Raw genomic sequence first — 15639 nt, 5'->3', positions numbered from 1 at the left:
ACACTCCAAGCGATGCCGGCCCTGCCTGACAATCCCTTCATCACGCTGAACCCCGCGAATCCCGCCGAGCTGAACATCCGTGGCGACTGGACGCTCGAGCATTATGCCGAGCTCCGGCGCCTGACTGGCGCGACCAGAAGCAATACACCGCGCATCGAGACTGCCGATATAGCCGAGGTAGGGCATCTGGACACCGCGGGAGGCCAGCTGCTGGCGGAATTGCTCGGACGCGAACTGCTTCAGCGCATAACCAGCGACAACCGTCTCCCCGAAGAGCGGCGCACCCTGTTGCGACGCATCGCTGCCAGCCTCAGCGGTGAAGAAGACGTCCAACCGGAAAGCAGCAATGTAGTGGGTGAACTGCTGGTCCGGGTCGGACTGGCTACGCTGAGGTTCATTGAACACGTCACGTCGCTGCTCGGCTTCATCGGCCTCACGCTTGCAGGATTCGCGAGGAACATTTTCCGGCCCAGCGCATGGCGCATCACAGCCACCGTTGCTCAGGTCGAGCAAACCGCGCTCGATGCAGTGCCGATCGTGGCGCTGCTGACCTTCATGGTCGGTGCCGTCGTCGCCTTTCTGGGTGCAACGGTGCTCTCCGAATTCGGAGCCAGCATTTACACTGTCGACCTCATAGCCTTTTCGTTCCTGCGCGAATTCGCCGTCATGCTGACCGCCATCCTGATGGCCGGACGCACTGCCAGCGCCTTCACTGCGCAGATCGGTTCGATGAAGGCCAACGAGGAAATCGACGCGATCCGCACGCTGGGCCTGGATCCGCTTGATCTGCTGGTGCTCCCGCGCGTGCTCGCCATGGTTATCGCCCTGCCCATGCTGACGTTCGTCGCCATGCTGTCAGGCCTGTTCGGCGGCGCGCTCGTCTGCGCGCTCGCCCTGGACATTTCACCCACCATGTTCATGCAAGTTCTGCAGCAGAATGTGGACATGCATCACTTTGTGCTCGGTATCGCCAAGGCTCCGGTGTTTGCCTTCCTGATCGCCATTATCGGCTGTCTCGAAGGTTTCAAGGTCACCGGCAGCGCCGAGTCAGTAGGTGAACACACTACCTCAAGCGTGGTGCAGTCGATCTTCGTGGTCATCCTGGTGGATGCGATAGCGGCATTGTTCTACATGGAAATGGGCTGGTGATGCCGGATCACAACGATACGCCGTTGGTAGAAGTGCGCGGACTGGTCAACCGGTTCGGCACTCAGACCATCCACGACAACCTCGACCTCGATATCCGGCGCCGTGAGATTCTCGGCGTGGTCGGCGGATCGGGTACGGGCAAGTCAGTATTGCTGCGCTCCGTCGTCGGACTGCGCCGCCCCACAGCAGGGAGCGTGCGTGTCTTTGGCGAGGACCTGCTGCGTCTCGATGCCGCTCAACGTTCGCAAGTTGAGCGACGCTTCGGCGTGCTGTTCCAGGGCGGCGCCCTGTTCTCGTCGCTCACCGTTACCGAGAATGTCGCGCTGCCATTGATCGAGCATGCCGGCCTGACCCGCCGCGACGCGGAGCACCTGGCGGGAATGAAGCTGGCGCTTGCCGGGCTCCCGTCTACCGCAGGCGGCAAATACCCGTCGGAGCTGTCCGGAGGCATGGTCAAGCGGGCGGCGCTAGCCCGGGCATTGGCGCTGGATCCAGACATCCTGTTTCTTGACGAGCCCACTGCGGGACTTGATCCGATCGGTGCCGCCGCCTTCGATCAGTTGATCCGGACCTTGAGGGATGCGCTTGGACTCAGTGTCTTTCTTGTCACCCACGATCTCGATACGCTGTATGCGATCTGCGACCGGATCGCCGTGCTATCGGATCGTCGAGTATTGGTCGCCGATACGCTGGAGCGCGTCGCTGCGACCGACAATGCCTGGATCCAGGAGTACTTTCACGGCCCACGTGGGCGCGCGGCGGCTGCCGCCGCGGATTCGAACACCCAGCCGGAGCAATGTTGACCATGGAAACACGCGCACATCACGTTCTGATCGGGCTGTTCACGCTTCTCGCCGCGGCGGCTGCGGTGGTGTTCGCCATCTGGCTGGGCAACACGGCTACAAACAGCGAATACGATGAATACGTCGTCGTCTTCAACGAAGCCGTTACCGGGTTGTCGCGTGGCAGCACGGTCCAGTACAGCGGTATTCGCGTCGGGGATATTACCGAGCTCAAGCTGGACCCGCAGGACCCGCGCCGCGTTCTTGCCACCGTGCGTATCGAATCGAGTGTACCGATCAAGGAAGACACCCGCGCGCGCCTCTCCTTCACCGGCATCACCGGCACCTCGGTGATCGAACTCAGCCACGGCAGCCCGGAAAGCCCGCCGCTGACGCGTGACGAGAAAGGTGAGCCGCCGGTGATCGTAGCTTCGCCATCGCCGATCTCGACGTTACTCGCCAACGGCGAGGACCTGGTCACAAACGTCAACCAACTGGTCGCGGCGGCCCGCAGCATATTGTCCGAGGAAAATATCGGACGGATCGGCGCGACGCTCGAGTCCATCGACAGCGCCGCACAGAACATGTCCGCGCAAAGCGGGGACGTCGGGGAGTTGATCGACGAGCTCACCACAGTTAGCCGCCAGGCCACTCTGACGCTGGAGCAGACCAGCGAGATGATGGCCAGCGCCGACCAGTTGCTCAACGAACAGGGCTCCCGCACGCTCGACGGTGCCGAAGAAGCGCTGGCATCCATCGCACGGACCACCGCTACCCTCGAGGAAATGATCAACCAGAATCGCGACGCGTTCGCCAGCGGCATGCAGGGTCTCGGCCAGCTCGAGCCGGCCATCAACGAACTACGTGGCAGCCTGTCGTCGCTGCGCTCTATCACCCGACGCATCGAAGACAACCCGACCCGTTTCCTGCTTGGACGCGATTCGCTTGAGGAGTTCGAACCATGATTGCCCTGCCCCGCCTGCGGTCCCTGGGCCTGATCGCCGGCATCGCCTGGCTCGCTGCCTGTAGCGTCATCCCTGAGACCGAGCCAGTCACTGTCTACCAACTGCCCGCTCCTTCGGTCAGTCAGGTAGAGGGCCAGCCGGCCCCGGTTTCGCTGCGTATCAACACGCCGCATGCTGGTATCGCCGTAAGCGGGCCGCGCATGCTGGTCAATCCGGAAGGTGATCAGATCAGCGCATACAAAGGGGTGCGGTGGTCTGATCCGGCGCCGGCCATGCTACGCGAACACCTGACCCGCGCATTCAACCTCAGCGGAGCAATGCAACAGGTCAGCAACGACGATCATGCGCTGCATGCAGACTATTTCCTGAGTTCGGATCTGCGCCGCTTCCAGGTCAGCTACATTGGCGGGCCGACGCGTGCGATCATTGAACTCGATGCCCGACTGGTCGACCCCAGCAACCGGCGCATGCTGGCCAACCGTACCTTTCTCGTAGAAGAAGTACTCGAAGACACCGAGGTGCCCGCCGTGGTGCGGGCGTTCGGGCGCGCCACCGCACGCCTGGAAGCCGAGCTCATCCCCTGGGCCCGAGAGCAGCTGCTCGAAGCATCCGAAGCACGATAAAAAACCCGCCGAAAGGCGGGTTTTTTGGCTTCACCAGCGAACAAGCTTCATTCCCACTCGATGGTTGCCGGTGGCTTGCTGGAAATATCGTAGGTCACCCGCGATACGCCGCTGATCTCGTTGATAATGCGATTGGATACCTTTTCCAGGAACTCGTAAGGCAGATGTGCCCAGCGCGCTGTCATGAAATCGATGGTTTCTACCGCGCGCAGCGCGATGACCCATTCGTAGCGGCGGCCGTCGCCCACCACCCCAACCGACCTGACCGGCAGGAAAACCGCGAACGCCTGGCTGGTCTTCTGGTAGAGATCGGCCTTGCGCAGCTCCTCGATGAAAATATGGTCTGCACGGCGAAGGATATCGGCGTATTCCTTGCGCACCTCAGCGAGGATACGCACACCCAGACCTGGGCCCGGAAATGGGTGGCGGTAGACCATGTCGTAGGGCAGGCCGAGCTCGAGGCCGATCTTGCGAACTTCATCCTTGAACAGTTCCCGCAGCGGCTCGACCAATTCGAAAGCCATGTCGTCAGGCAGGCCGCCGACGTTGTGGTGCGACTTGATTACATGGGCCTTGCCGGTTTTGGCTCCGGCGGATTCGATGACGTCCGGGTAGATGGTGCCCTGCGCCAGATACTTGATCCCCTGGAGCCTGGTCGCCTCCTCGTCGAACACCTCGATGAAGGTGCGGCCGATGATCTTGCGCTTTTCCTCGGGATCGGTAACGCCAAGCAAGCGCGACAGGAATTTCTCCTCGGCGTTGGCCCGGATCACCTTCACACCCATGTTTTCGGCGAACATCGCCATCACCTGTTCGCCTTCATGCAGACGCAGCAAGCCATTGTCGACAAACACGCAAGTCAGCTGGTCGCCAATGGCCTTGTGCAGAAGTGCGGCCACGACCGACGAATCGACGCCCCCGGAAAGGCCCAGCAACACCTTGGCGTCGCCGACCTGCTCGCGCACGGTAGCGATCGCATCGTCAACAATGTTCGACGGCGTCCACAGCGCTTCACAGCCGCAGAGCTCCAGAAGGAAGCGCGACAGGATGCGTCCGCCCTGGCGGGTGTGGGTCACTTCCGGATGGAATTGCACACCGTAGAAGTGGCGGGATTCGTCGCCCATCGCGGCGATCGGGCAGCTTGGCGTGCTGGCGATGATCTGGAACCCGTCGGGCAGGCTGATGACCTTGTCGCCGTGGCTCATCCAGACGTCGAGGCTCAGTTGGCCATGATCGTCGACATGATCTTCGATCCCGGAGAGGAAATCGCTCTTGCCGACGATATCCACGCGCGCGTAGCCGAATTCCTGCTCCGGCGAACCTTCGACCTTGCCGCCGAGCTGATCGGCCATGGTCTGCATGCCATAACAGATACCCAGGACCGGCACACCCATGCTGAAGACAATTTCCGGCGCACGCGGCGAGCCAGGCAGTGGCACCGATTCCGGGCCGCCAGCCAGAAGAATGCCGCGCGGGGCGTACGCGGTAATGGCTGCTTCGTCCATGTCCCACGGATGGATCTCGCAATAAACGCCGATCTCACGGATTCGCCGAGCGATCAACTGAGTGTATTGCGAGCCGAAATCCAGGATCAGGATCCGGTGAGCGTGAATGTCTTGATGAGCCATGGACGTTCCTTGAGAAACAGCTGAAAGCTGAACGCTGAGCGCTGGTACCGGGGCTTCGCCAAGGCGAGGCCCCGATCATCTGTTCTCAGCAAATGCGAGTCGGCGATTAACCGACGCGATAATTGGGTGCTTCCTTGGTGATTTGCACGTCATGCACGTGCGATTCACTCATGCCAGCGCCGGTGATGCGCACGAACTGAGGCTTGGTGCGCATCTCGACAATGGTGTTGCAACCGGTGTAGCCCATCGAAGCACGCAAGCCGCCCATAAGTTGATGCAGGATCGCTGCCAGCGAGCCCTTGTACGGCACGCGACCTTCGATGCCTTCCGGGACCAGTTTCTCGGCACCGGCCGACGAATCCTGGAAGTAGCGGTCCGACGAACCCTGGCTCTGTGCCATGGCACCCATCGAGCCCATGCCGCGATAAGCTTTGTACGAGCGCCCCTGGAACAGCTCGATTTCGCCCGGTGCTTCTTCGGTACCGGCGAACATCGAACCCATCATGACAACCGACGCACCGGCGGCGATGGCCTTGGACAAGTCACCGGAGAAGCGGATACCGCCATCGGCAATAACCGGCACTTCGGTACCTTCCAGTGCAGCGGCCACGTCGGCAATCGCGGAGATTTGCGGCACGCCCACGCCGGCGACGATGCGAGTAGTACAGATAGAACCCGGACCAATACCCACCTTGACTGCATCCGCACCCGCTTCGACCAGTGCCTTGGCTGCAGCTGCGGTGGCAATGTTGCCGCCGATGACCTGAATGTCCGGATAGGTTTCCTTGACCCAGCGCACACGGTCGATCACGCCTTTGGAGTGGCCATGGGCGGTGTCCACGATGACCACGTCGACACCGGCATTGACCAGCGCGGCGACGCGATCAGGCGTGTCCTGACCCGTGCCGACCGCGGCGCCGACCAGCAACCGGCCCTGGTCGTCCTTGGCGGCGCTCGGATAGGCGCGCGCTTTCTCGATGTCCTTGACCGTCATCATGCCTTTCAGATTGAAGGCGTCATCGACGATCAGTACTTTCTCGATGCGGTGACGATGCAGAAGGTCGCGAACCTCGGCAGCACTGACGCCCTCCTTGACCGTAACCAGCTTCTCCTTGGGCGTCATCACGTCGCTGACCGGAGCATTCATCCGCGTCTCGAAACGCACGTCACGAGCGGTGACGATACCCACCAGATTGCCACCGGACAGCACCGGCACGCCGGAAATGTTGTTCTGACGTGTCAGCTCGACCAGCTCGCCAACCGTGGCCCCGGCGTCGATGGTGATTGGATCCTTGACCACGCCCGACTCGAACTTCTTGACCTTGCGCACCTCAGCGGCCTGCTGATCGATGGTCATGTTCTTATGAATGATGCCCATACCGCCTTCCTGGGCCATGGCGATAGCCAGGCGCGCTTCGGTCACGGTATCCATGGCCGCAGAAAGCAGAGGAATATTCAGTTCGATACGCCTGGTCAGCCGGGACTTGAGGCTGACGTCCTTCGGAAGCACCTCGGAGTAACCGGGTACCAGCAGGACATCGTCAAAGGTGAGGGCTTCTTGGCTAATACGCAGCATGACAGGCGCTCCCGAGCGGGAAAATGGAAGCGCGTCATTATACCTGTCAGCCGGTGCGCACTCAATTGTATTCATCGGCGAGGCGCGTTCTTCGGTTTCGCTCCGCAGGGCCTTGAGGCTAACATGGTCGCATGAATGACGATGCGATATTCCAACGCCTGGGTGCCGACCGCGAAGTGCTCACCGTGAGCCAGCTCAATGCGCGTGCGCGCTCGCTACTCGAGGACGTGTTTCCTCGCCTGTGGGTTGAAGGAGAACTGTCCAACCTGTCGCGCCCGTCATCAGGCCATATGTATTTCACCCTCAAGGATGACAAGGCCCAGGTGCGCTGCGCGCTGTTTCGCCAGCACGCCCAGCGCGTACGCATGGACCTGCGTGATGGACAGCTGGTCCGCGCGCGCGGCAAGGTGAGCCTGTATGAAGGTCGTGGGGACTATCAGATGATTCTCGACAGCCTGGAGCCAGCCGGCGACGGCGCCCTGCGACAGGCCTTCGAAGCGCTCAAAGCCAAGCTGCAGGCCGAAGGGTTGTTCGCAACCGAGCGCAAGCGCACGTTGCCGAGCCACCCACGCAGGATCGGTGTGGTTACGTCGCCGAGCGGTGCTGCCGTACGCGACATCATCAGCGTCTTCCAGCGCCGTGCACCCTTCGTCGAGCTGGTGATCGTGCCCACCCCGGTGCAAGGCCGTGATGCCGCTCCGCAAATCGTTCGCGCGCTGCAGCTCGCCGACCGGGCCGGGTTCGACGCGCTGATCATGGCCCGTGGCGGCGGCTCGCTGGAAGACCTCTGGCCGTTCAACGAGGAAGTGGTCGTCCGCGCCCTCGCCGCCTGCCAGACGCCTACGGTCTGCGCGGTTGGACACGAGACGGATGTTTCGATCAGTGACTTTGCCGCCGACATGCGCGCACCTACGCCTTCTGCCGCCGCCGAGCTGCTGAGTCCCGACCAGCGCACCATGCTGCTGCAGGTCGAACGGGCGCATCGGCAGCTACAGCATTGCATGCGTGAACGACTCAAACGCGAACAGACCTGCATCGACAGCCTGCGCAAGCGTCTGCGTCATCCGGGCGAGCGGCTCGCTCAGCAGGCGCAACGACTCGATGATCTCGAGCTTCGGCTCAAGCGCGCCCAGACCCATCGCTTCGTGCAGCTGGAACAGCGCCTCGAGCGCGTCAGCGCACGCCTCCAGGCCCGGCACCCCGGTCAGCGGCTGGCACTGCTGCGCCAGAAACTGGACCCGCTCGTCGCACGGCTACCGCGGGCGATGACGCAGCAGCTGGTTCAGACCCGCCGGCAATTCGATGGGCTGGCGCAGACGCTGCACCTGGTCAGTCCGCTGGCGACCCTGGGCCGTGGCTACAGCATATTGCTGGATCAGCGCGGCCAGGCCGTACGAAGCCGCGACGACGTGCGGATTGGCCAGAGTCTGGAGGCACGTCTGAGCGATGGTCGACTGACCCTGCGTGTCGAGAATGATCCGGACGCACCGCATACTCTTCCCCTGCTCGACTGAGTACCCCATGAGCCGTCTATTCGTTGTCATACTGCTTGCCTGCCTAGCCCTTCCTCTGCATGCGGAAGGTTTCCTCACCCGGCTATTGGACAAGCCCGTGCCGGGAGGTGTGGCGGTGGTGCCACTGCCGGAAACCGACGAGCCGGTAAAGGCCACCTATCAAGGCAAGCCGGTACTCACCGTCCGTGAAGACGGAAAGCGCTGGATCGCCATCGTTGGCATCCCGTTGACGGTAAAACCGGGCACCGAACAGATCGAGGTCGGTAGTGGCCAGCCATTGTCGTTTACCGTTCAGCCGCGCGAATACGAAGCGCAGCACATCACGCTGCGTAACCAGCAGCAGGTGACGCCCGATGCCGCACGTCTCAAGCGCATTCAGCGGGAGCTGGAAGAACAGATCGCCGCCTATCGTCAGTTCAGCCCGCGACAGCCGAGCAACCTGTTGTTCGACCGACCGGTAGACGGACGACTCTCCAGCGCCTTCGGACTACGCCGCTTCTTCAATGGCGAGGAACGCAATCCGCATTCGGGCCTCGATTTCGCCGTGCCAACCGGCACCCCGATCAAGGCGCCCGCCGCCGGGCAGGTGATACTGGTGGGGGACTATTTCTTCAATGGGAAGACGGTATTTGTCGATCATGGGCAGGGGTTGATCAGCATGTTCTGTCACCTCTCGGACATCGATGTGAAGGTCGGTGACGAAATCAACCGAGGCGGCGTGGTGGGCAAGGTCGGAGCAACCGGCCGTGCAACCGGGCCCCACCTGCACTGGAACGTGAGCCTGAACGACGCCCGTGTTGATCCGGCGATCTTCATCGGCGCCTTCGAATAGGCGGAACCAGAGGTCGACAGTCACCGCCCTGCTCGCACAACAAAACAGCAGACGCGCCGCGTTTCCGGCTCATACCTGCTCGTAAAAAGGACTCTTCCGACAGGATATTGCTAATTTTTCAGCGATCTTGCAACAGATATGCTCGACCGTTAGTGTGGTATGCATCTACTGCCAATATTCTCAGCGTCCACAAGACGCGAACATTCGGAACGCACACCATGAGCATGCTCACAGACCCGTCGATCAAATATCGTCCATTCGAGCCCGTCGACATCCCCGACCGGCAATGGCCGTCTCGCACGATTACCGAGGTGCCGATCTGGTGCAGTTCCGATCTGCGCGACGGTAACCAGTCGCTGATCGAGCCCATGGATCCGGCCAAGAAGCTGCGCTTCTTCCAGACCCTCGTGCAGGTTGGCGTCAAGCAGATCGAAGTCGCCTTTCCATCTGCTTCGCAGATGGACTTCGACTTCGTTCGTACGCTTATCGAGGACGGGCATATCCCCGACGATGTGACCATTCAGGTGCTCACTCAGGCGCGTGGCGATCTCATCGAACGCACCTTCGAGTCGCTTCGCGGCGCCAAGCGAGCCATCGTGCATGTCTATAACGCGACGGCGCCCAGCTTCCGACGGATCGTGTTCAATCAGGACAAGCAGGGCGTCGTCGATATCGCCGTAAACGCTGCGACCCTGATCCGCGAACTTGCCGCGAAACAGCCTGACACCGAATGGACGTTCCAGTATTCGCCGGAGATCTTCACCTCTACAGAACTCGAATTCGCGGTGCAGGTGTGTGACGCCGTGCTGGATGTCTGGAAGCCGACGCCGGACAACAAGGTCATCCTCAACCTGCCGGCGACGGTAGAGGTCGCCACGCCCAATCACTACGCAGATCAGATCGAGTGGTTCTGTCGGCACGTCAGCCGCCGCGACAGCGTACTGGTCAGCCTGCACACGCATAACGACCGCGGCACCGGCGTTGCCGCGACCGAGCTCGGACTGCTGGCCGGCGCGGACCGTGTCGAAGGGTGCCTGTTCGGTAATGGCGAGCGCACCGGTAACGTGGATTTGGTGACGCTGGCATTGAACCTTTATACCCAGGGCATCCACCCGCAGCTCGACTTCTCTGACATCGACGCTGTCCGCAAGGTCGTTGAAGAGTGCAACCAGCTTCCGGTTCATCCGCGACATCCCTATGTTGGCGATCTGGTGCATACAGCCTTCTCCGGCTCGCACCAGGATGCTATCCGCAAGGGATTCGTCCAGCAGAAGCCGGGCACTGTCTGGGAAGTGCCCTACCTGCCAATCGACCCGGCCGATATCGGCCGCAGCTACGAGGCGGTCATCCGAGTCAACAGCCAGTCAGGCAAAGGTGGCATCACCTACCTGCTGGAAACCGAATACGGGATCAGCCTGCCGCGGCGCATGCAGATCGAGTTCAGCCAGGTCGTTCAGGGCGAGACCGATCGTCTCGGTCTGGAGATGACTGCAAAGCAAATTCATGAACTGCTCGACCGCGAATATCTGCAGGCGGCGAGCCCGTACGCCTTGATCCGGCATCGTCTGCAGGAAGAAAACGGCACTAGTGCAGTGGACGTTGAAGTGCTGGTCAATGGCGAAACCCAACACTGGCGCGGCCTCGGCAAAGGTCCCTTAGAAGCACTGGTCGCAGGGCTGCCAACTGCGGTGGAGATCATGGACTACCACGAGCACTCTATCGGTTCGGGGACCAACGCCAAGGCGGCGGCGTATATCGAGATTCGCGTCGATGGTGGTCGCCCGCTGCACGGCGTGGGCATCGACGAGAACCTTACCACCGCCACCTTCCGTGCGCTGTTCAGCGCCCTGAATCGCGCGGCACGTCAGTCAGGGCAGCAGGCCGCCTGAGTTCAGCGGTAGGCAAGCAATAAAAAACCGGCGCCCTGGGCGCCGGTTTTCGTTTTGCAGACCCGCCGAGACGGTTATCGCTTGTCCTTGCGTTTCTTCTCGGCCTTCTTGTGGTGGGACATGAGTCGACGCTTCTTGTTGACCTGCCGCTCGGTGAGCTTGTTCTTGCGCTCGGCAAACGGGTTGTCGCCGCTCTTGTATTCGATCCGGATCGGCGTACCGGTGATCTTCAACACCTTGCGGAAGGTGTTTTCCAGATAACGCGTATAGGAACGCGGCACCGAATCGACCTGGTTGCCGTGTATGACGACGATAGGCGGATTCGAGCCACCCAGGTGCGCGTAGCGCAGCTTGATGCGTCGACCATTGACCAGCGGTGGTTGGTGTTCCGCCACTGCCGCTTCGAGGATCTCGGTCATCCTGCGCGTCGGGATCTTGGTCATCGCGCTTTCGAACGCCTTGTCGACCGACTTGTACAGCAGGCCGACGCCGCTGCCGTGCAGCGCAGAGATGAAATGCTGGTCAGCAAACTGGGCGAAGATAAGCCGACGCTGCAGCTCGGTCTTGACGAACTCCTTCTCCCGCTCTTCCATCCCGTCCCATTTGTTGATCGCAATGACCAGCGCGCGCCCTGCCTCAAGCACGAAGCCGAGCAGGTGCAGATCCTGCTCGACGATGCCTTCACGCGCGTCGACGACGAAGATCACTACGTTGGCATCCTGGATAGCCTGCAGCGTCTTGATCACCGAGAATTTTTCGATCGCCTCGAATACCTTGCCGCGGCGCCGAACGCCCGCCGTATCGATGAGGGTATAGGGCTTGTCATGGCGCTCGTAGGGAATGTAGATGCTGTCGCGTGTGGTACCCGCCTGGTCGAAGACAACGACGCGGTCTTCACCGAGCATGCGGTTGACCAGCGTCGACTTGCCTACGTTGGGCCGGCCGATGACGGCTATCTTGGTGCCGATGGGCTCGACGATCAGGCGTTCAATCGGATTGCCTTCTTCGTCGATGTCCGGGCTGACGACGCCCTCTTCACCCAGGACTGCTTCCAGCATCGGGTTTATGTTGCGCCCATGGGCCGCGGCGATTCCCAGCGGATCGCCCAGACCCAACTTGGCGAACTCGCCCATGATCGAATCCTGATCGGCTCCATCTACCTTGTTGGCGATAAGAAAGGTGCGTTTGTTGCGCTTGCGCAGGTGGTCGGCGATCTGCTCGTCGCCTGCGGTACGCCCAGCCCGAGCGTCAACCAGAAACAGTACGGCGTCGGCTTCTTCGATGGCCTGCAGCGACTGGCCGGCCATGATCATGTCCAGGCCCTGCTCGTCACCGCTGATACCGCCCGTGTCCACCACGATATAGGTATGCCCCTGCCACTGCGCCTCGCCGTACTGCCGGTCGCGGGTCAACCCGGCGACGTCCGCCACGATTGCGTCACGACTTTTGGTCAGACGGTTGAACAACGTGGATTTGCCGACATTCGGCCGCCCTACCAGGGCAATGACAGGAACCATGATCACTCCGCGCACTTAAAGTGCCTGAAAACAAAACGGCCGCTGCACCAATGCGCAGCGGCCGGGAAAGTATAACCCGTTTCCGGATCAGTCCAGTTTCAGCGCAACCAGATCGCCGCTGTTACCGAACACGAACAAGGTGTCGCCAACCACGATCGGCGCCACGCGCACGCCTTTGCGGTCAACCCGAACCCGCCCGACCATACGTCCGTCGGTTTGTGCCAGCAGATGCACGTAACCTTCGAAGTCGGCAACGGCGACGTAGCTGCTGAAGGTTACCGGGGCGGTAAGGCGACGGCGCTGCAGATCTTCGTTGCGCCACAGTGTGGTGCCACGACCCTGGTCGACCGCTTCCACCACACCATCGGCCTGGCTCAGATATACGCTGCCAAACCCGACCGCCGGACCACCGTGACTGGATGCCTTGTGCTGCCAACGCTGGTTGCCGGACTCTGCGTCGAGCGCAGCGAGATTCCCCTGGAAGGACGCGGCATACAACGTCCGATCGTCCAGTACCAGCTTGCCGTCGATATCGACCATCCGCTCAAGCTCCGAACGGCCTTTTGGCTGGGCGACCTGCTGTTCCCAAATCGGAATACCGTTTTCCGCGGCCACCGATACCACCCGACCGCTGGACAGACCTGCGAATACCTGACGCAGGCTCACCACAGGCGTGCTGTGACCGCGCACAGTCAGCACCGGTTGAGTTGATTCATATAACCAGCGACGCTCACCCGAGCTGATGTCCAGCGCAAACAGTTTGTCGTCCTGTGTCTGGACCACGACCACATCGCCGTTGGACTGCGGCGGAGCGAGCACTTCGCTGGACACGCTGGCGCGCCAGACTTCGCTGCCATCGGTTTCGTCCAGCGCGATGACCTTGCCGTCGAGCGTGCCAACCAGAACGCGACCACCGCCAGTGCCCACTGCGCCGGACAGCGGCTCCTTGAGCTTGACCTGCCAGGCGACCGAACCGTCATCACGATCCATTGCCACCACCCGGCCGCGCGCATCGGCGGCGTACAGGCGCAAGCCGTCGAGAGCAGGCACAAGAGTGTTATACAGCTTGCCCTGGCCGACGCCGATGTTGCGCTTCCATACGCGATCGAGTTCGACCTCTGCTTCGAATTTCTCCAGCTCCGCTGGCGGAAGTTCGTTCTTGCTGGACGAGCCGCAACCTGCCAGCACGGCTGCAGCAAAGCCGGCAATCAACAATCGGGACATCCGCTTCACTAGGCTTCCTCCGCCAGGTCATCGAGCTTCAATTGCAACTGCGGGCGATTGCGGGGATCCTCAGTCGCTTCGATGGCTGCCTGATAGGCCTGGCGCGCTTCGTCATGGCGACCGAGACTGACCAGCAGGTCGCCGCGAACTTCCTCTCGACCAGCCAGGAGCAAGCCGGACACCTCTCCGCTGAACAGTTCAAGACCGGCTTCAGCCCGGTCCTGCTGGGCCAGTACACGGGCCAGGCGCTGCCGCGCGATCTCGGCCAGAGCCCCGTCGTCCGTAGACTGCACGACATTCTCGAGTAGCGTCTCGGCACCAGCGAAATCCCCGGCATCCGCCGCAAGGCGAGCCTGCATCAGACCGGCGAACTCGGCGTAGCGGGTGTTGGCGTAGTCTTCACGCAACTGATCAGCAAGCTCGGCGGCACGCGACCTGGAGGCTTCATCATCAGCGGTCAGGATAGTTTCCAGCATGGTCTGGTAGGCGCTCGAGGCCCCAGCCGCCTGCGACTCCTGATGGCTCACCCAGGCTTTCCAGCCAGCCACGGCAGCCAGCGCCAGGCCGGCACCGACAAGAATCGGCACGCCGTGGCGACGCCACATGTCCTTGAGATGTTCGATCTGTTCTTCTTCTGTCCGGTCCACCTAACACTCCTTGCTGCGCCCCAGAGCGCATGGAATCGCTAAATCAGTTCTGCCAGCCGAGCCGGCACGTCGTGCCAGCCCAGATTTTCCTGTTCGCTCTCGGCACGTAACGGCTTCAGGCCAACCTTGCTCTCCGCTGCTTCGTTTTCGCCGAGGATCAGCGCATACAGCGCGCCGGATTTGTCTGCTTTCTTGAACTGGCTCTTGAAACTGCCGCCGCCACAATGCACTACCAGCCGCAGGCCAGGCAAGCTGTCACGCAGTTGCTCGGCGAGCCGGAACCCGGCTGTGGCGGCCGCGTCACCCAGGGTGACGAGATAGACGTCCACCTGGCGCGCCAGCTCTTCAGGAACCTGCCCCAGCGTGTCGATGAGCAGAAGCAAACGCTCCATACCCATGGCGAAGCCTACCGCAGGTGCCGGCTTGCCTCCGAGCTGCTCGACCAGGCCGTCGTATCGACCGCCGGCGCATACGGTTCCCTGCGCGCCGAGCCGATCGGTCACCCACTCGAAAACGGTCAAACCGTAGTAGTCCAGGCCTCGTACCAGACGGGGATTGATGACGTAAGGCACCCCGGCTGCATCGAGCAACGCACGCAAACCTTCAAAGTGCGCACGTGCCTGTTCGTCGAGATAGTCCGCAAGCTTAGGGGCGTCGGCCAGGAGTGCCTGGGTGTCGGGATTCTTGCTGTCCAGCACACGCAGAGGGTTACTTTCCAGACGACGTTGGCTGTCTTCGTCGAGCCGATCGAAGCGCTCACGTAGGTAACTCACAAGGTCGTCACGATAGCGGGCACGGTCCCCAGCGGTTCCCAGACTGTTGAGTTCCAATGTCACGGCTTCGCTCAGGCCGAGTTGCTTCCAAAGGCGCCAGCTGAGGATGATCAGCTCGGCATCGATGTCGGGGCCCGACAGATTGAACGCTTCCACACCGATCTGGTTGAATTGGCGATATCGGCCTTTCTGCGGACGCTCGTGCCGGAACATCGGGCCGGTGTACCACACCTTCTGACTCATGCCGCCGCCCAGCAGACCATGCTCAAGCATCGCACGTACGCACCCGGCCGTCCCTTCCGGACGCAGGGTGAGCGAGTCGCCATTCCGATCGGCGAAGGTATACATTTCCTTTTCAACGATGTCGGTCACTTCGCCGATCGAACGCTTGAACAATTCGGTGGGCTCGACAATCGGCAAGCGAACCTGCTGATAACCGTAGCCACGCAGGAGATCGGCTACCGTACGCTCAAGGTACTGCCATAGAGCGCTGTCGGCGGGCAGGATATCATTCATGCCG

The 15639-nt window shown here is 61.6% G+C and carries 13 protein-coding genes; 7 read left to right on the top strand and 6 right to left on the bottom strand.

Going from position 1 to position 15639, the window contains the following annotated elements:
• Positions 1-12 precede the first annotated feature (12 nt).
• The 4 genes from BLT85_RS01120 to BLT85_RS01105 are packed head-to-tail and all read left to right on the top strand — an operon-like array spanning position 13 to position 3519.
• A complete protein-coding gene (locus BLT85_RS01120) occupies positions 13-1149 on the top strand; it encodes an MlaE family ABC transporter permease (protein ID WP_093391418.1) in 1137 nt (378 codons plus the stop codon).
• Positions 1149-1952 (top strand): ABC transporter ATP-binding protein, encoded by an 804-nt coding sequence (locus tag BLT85_RS01115; protein ID WP_093391417.1) that lies wholly within the window; start codon positions 1149-1151, stop codon positions 1950-1952. The genes BLT85_RS01120 and BLT85_RS01115 overlap by 1 nt, the downstream gene beginning before the upstream one ends.
• Before the next feature lie 2 nt (positions 1953-1954).
• On the top strand, positions 1955-2896 hold the full coding sequence (locus BLT85_RS01110; RefSeq protein ID WP_093391416.1) for an MlaD family protein: 942 nt from the start codon (positions 1955-1957) through the stop codon (positions 2894-2896).
• Positions 2893-3519 carry an ABC-type transport auxiliary lipoprotein family protein gene (locus BLT85_RS01105; RefSeq protein WP_093391415.1) on the top strand — a complete coding sequence of 209 codons (627 nt, stop codon included), beginning with the start codon at positions 2893-2895 and terminating at the stop codon, positions 3517-3519. Before BLT85_RS01110 ends, BLT85_RS01105 begins: the two co-directional genes overlap by 4 nt.
• A 47-nt stretch (positions 3520-3566) precedes the next feature.
• Here the strand turns inward: BLT85_RS01105 and guaA are convergent, their stop codons facing one another.
• Both guaA and guaB read right to left on the bottom strand, forming a co-directional pair.
• Positions 3567-5147, bottom strand: coding sequence for a glutamine-hydrolyzing GMP synthase (gene guaA / locus BLT85_RS01100; RefSeq protein WP_093391414.1), 1581 nt, complete (start codon positions 5145-5147; stop codon positions 3567-3569).
• Positions 5148-5253: 106 nt separating this feature from the next.
• Positions 5254-6723 (bottom strand): IMP dehydrogenase, encoded by a 1470-nt coding sequence (gene guaB, locus BLT85_RS01095; protein ID WP_093391413.1) that lies wholly within the window; start codon positions 6721-6723, stop codon positions 5254-5256.
• A gap of 131 nt (positions 6724-6854) precedes the next feature.
• Between guaB and xseA the strand changes: the two genes are divergently transcribed.
• The 3 genes from xseA to leuA all read left to right on the top strand — a co-directional run bounded on the left by xseA (position 6855) and on the right by leuA (position 10958).
• Entirely contained in the window at positions 6855-8237 is a 1383-nt protein-coding gene (gene xseA, locus BLT85_RS01090) for an exodeoxyribonuclease VII large subunit (RefSeq protein WP_093391412.1), read from the top strand.
• A gap of 7 nt (positions 8238-8244) precedes the next feature.
• Positions 8245-9069 (top strand): peptidoglycan DD-metalloendopeptidase family protein, encoded by an 825-nt coding sequence (locus tag BLT85_RS01085; RefSeq protein WP_093391411.1) that lies wholly within the window; start codon positions 8245-8247, stop codon positions 9067-9069.
• Positions 9070-9287: 218 nt separating this feature from the next.
• Complete coding sequence (gene leuA / locus BLT85_RS01080; protein ID WP_093391410.1) at positions 9288-10958, top strand: 2-isopropylmalate synthase; 1671 nt, start codon at positions 9288-9290, stop codon at positions 10956-10958.
• 74 nt (positions 10959-11032) lie between these two features.
• Here the strand turns inward: leuA and der are convergent, their stop codons facing one another.
• The 4 genes from der to hisS form a co-directional block, all read right to left on the bottom strand.
• Positions 11033-12475 carry a ribosome biogenesis GTPase Der gene (der, locus tag BLT85_RS01075; RefSeq protein ID WP_093391409.1) on the bottom strand — a complete coding sequence of 481 codons (1443 nt, stop codon included), beginning with the start codon at positions 12473-12475 and terminating at the stop codon, positions 11033-11035.
• Between the two features lie 87 nt (positions 12476-12562).
• On the bottom strand, positions 12563-13699 hold the full coding sequence (gene bamB / locus BLT85_RS01070) for an outer membrane protein assembly factor BamB (protein WP_093397233.1): 1137 nt from the start codon (positions 13697-13699) through the stop codon (positions 12563-12565).
• Between the two features lie 8 nt (positions 13700-13707).
• Positions 13708-14346, bottom strand: coding sequence for a YfgM family protein (locus tag BLT85_RS01065; RefSeq protein WP_093391408.1), 639 nt, complete (start codon positions 14344-14346; stop codon positions 13708-13710).
• 38 nt (positions 14347-14384) lie between these two features.
• Positions 14385-15635 (bottom strand): histidine--tRNA ligase, encoded by a 1251-nt coding sequence (gene hisS / locus BLT85_RS01060; RefSeq protein ID WP_093397231.1) that lies wholly within the window; start codon positions 15633-15635, stop codon positions 14385-14387.
• Positions 15636-15639: the final 4 nt, after the last annotated feature.

The sequence above is a fragment of the Halopseudomonas xinjiangensis genome, from assembly GCF_900104945.1.
GTDB classification, from domain to species: Bacteria; Pseudomonadota; Gammaproteobacteria; order Pseudomonadales; family Pseudomonadaceae; genus Halopseudomonas; species Halopseudomonas xinjiangensis.
Note: the sequence above shows the minus strand (reverse complement) of the source record. Positions and strands in the feature narration are given on the sequence as shown.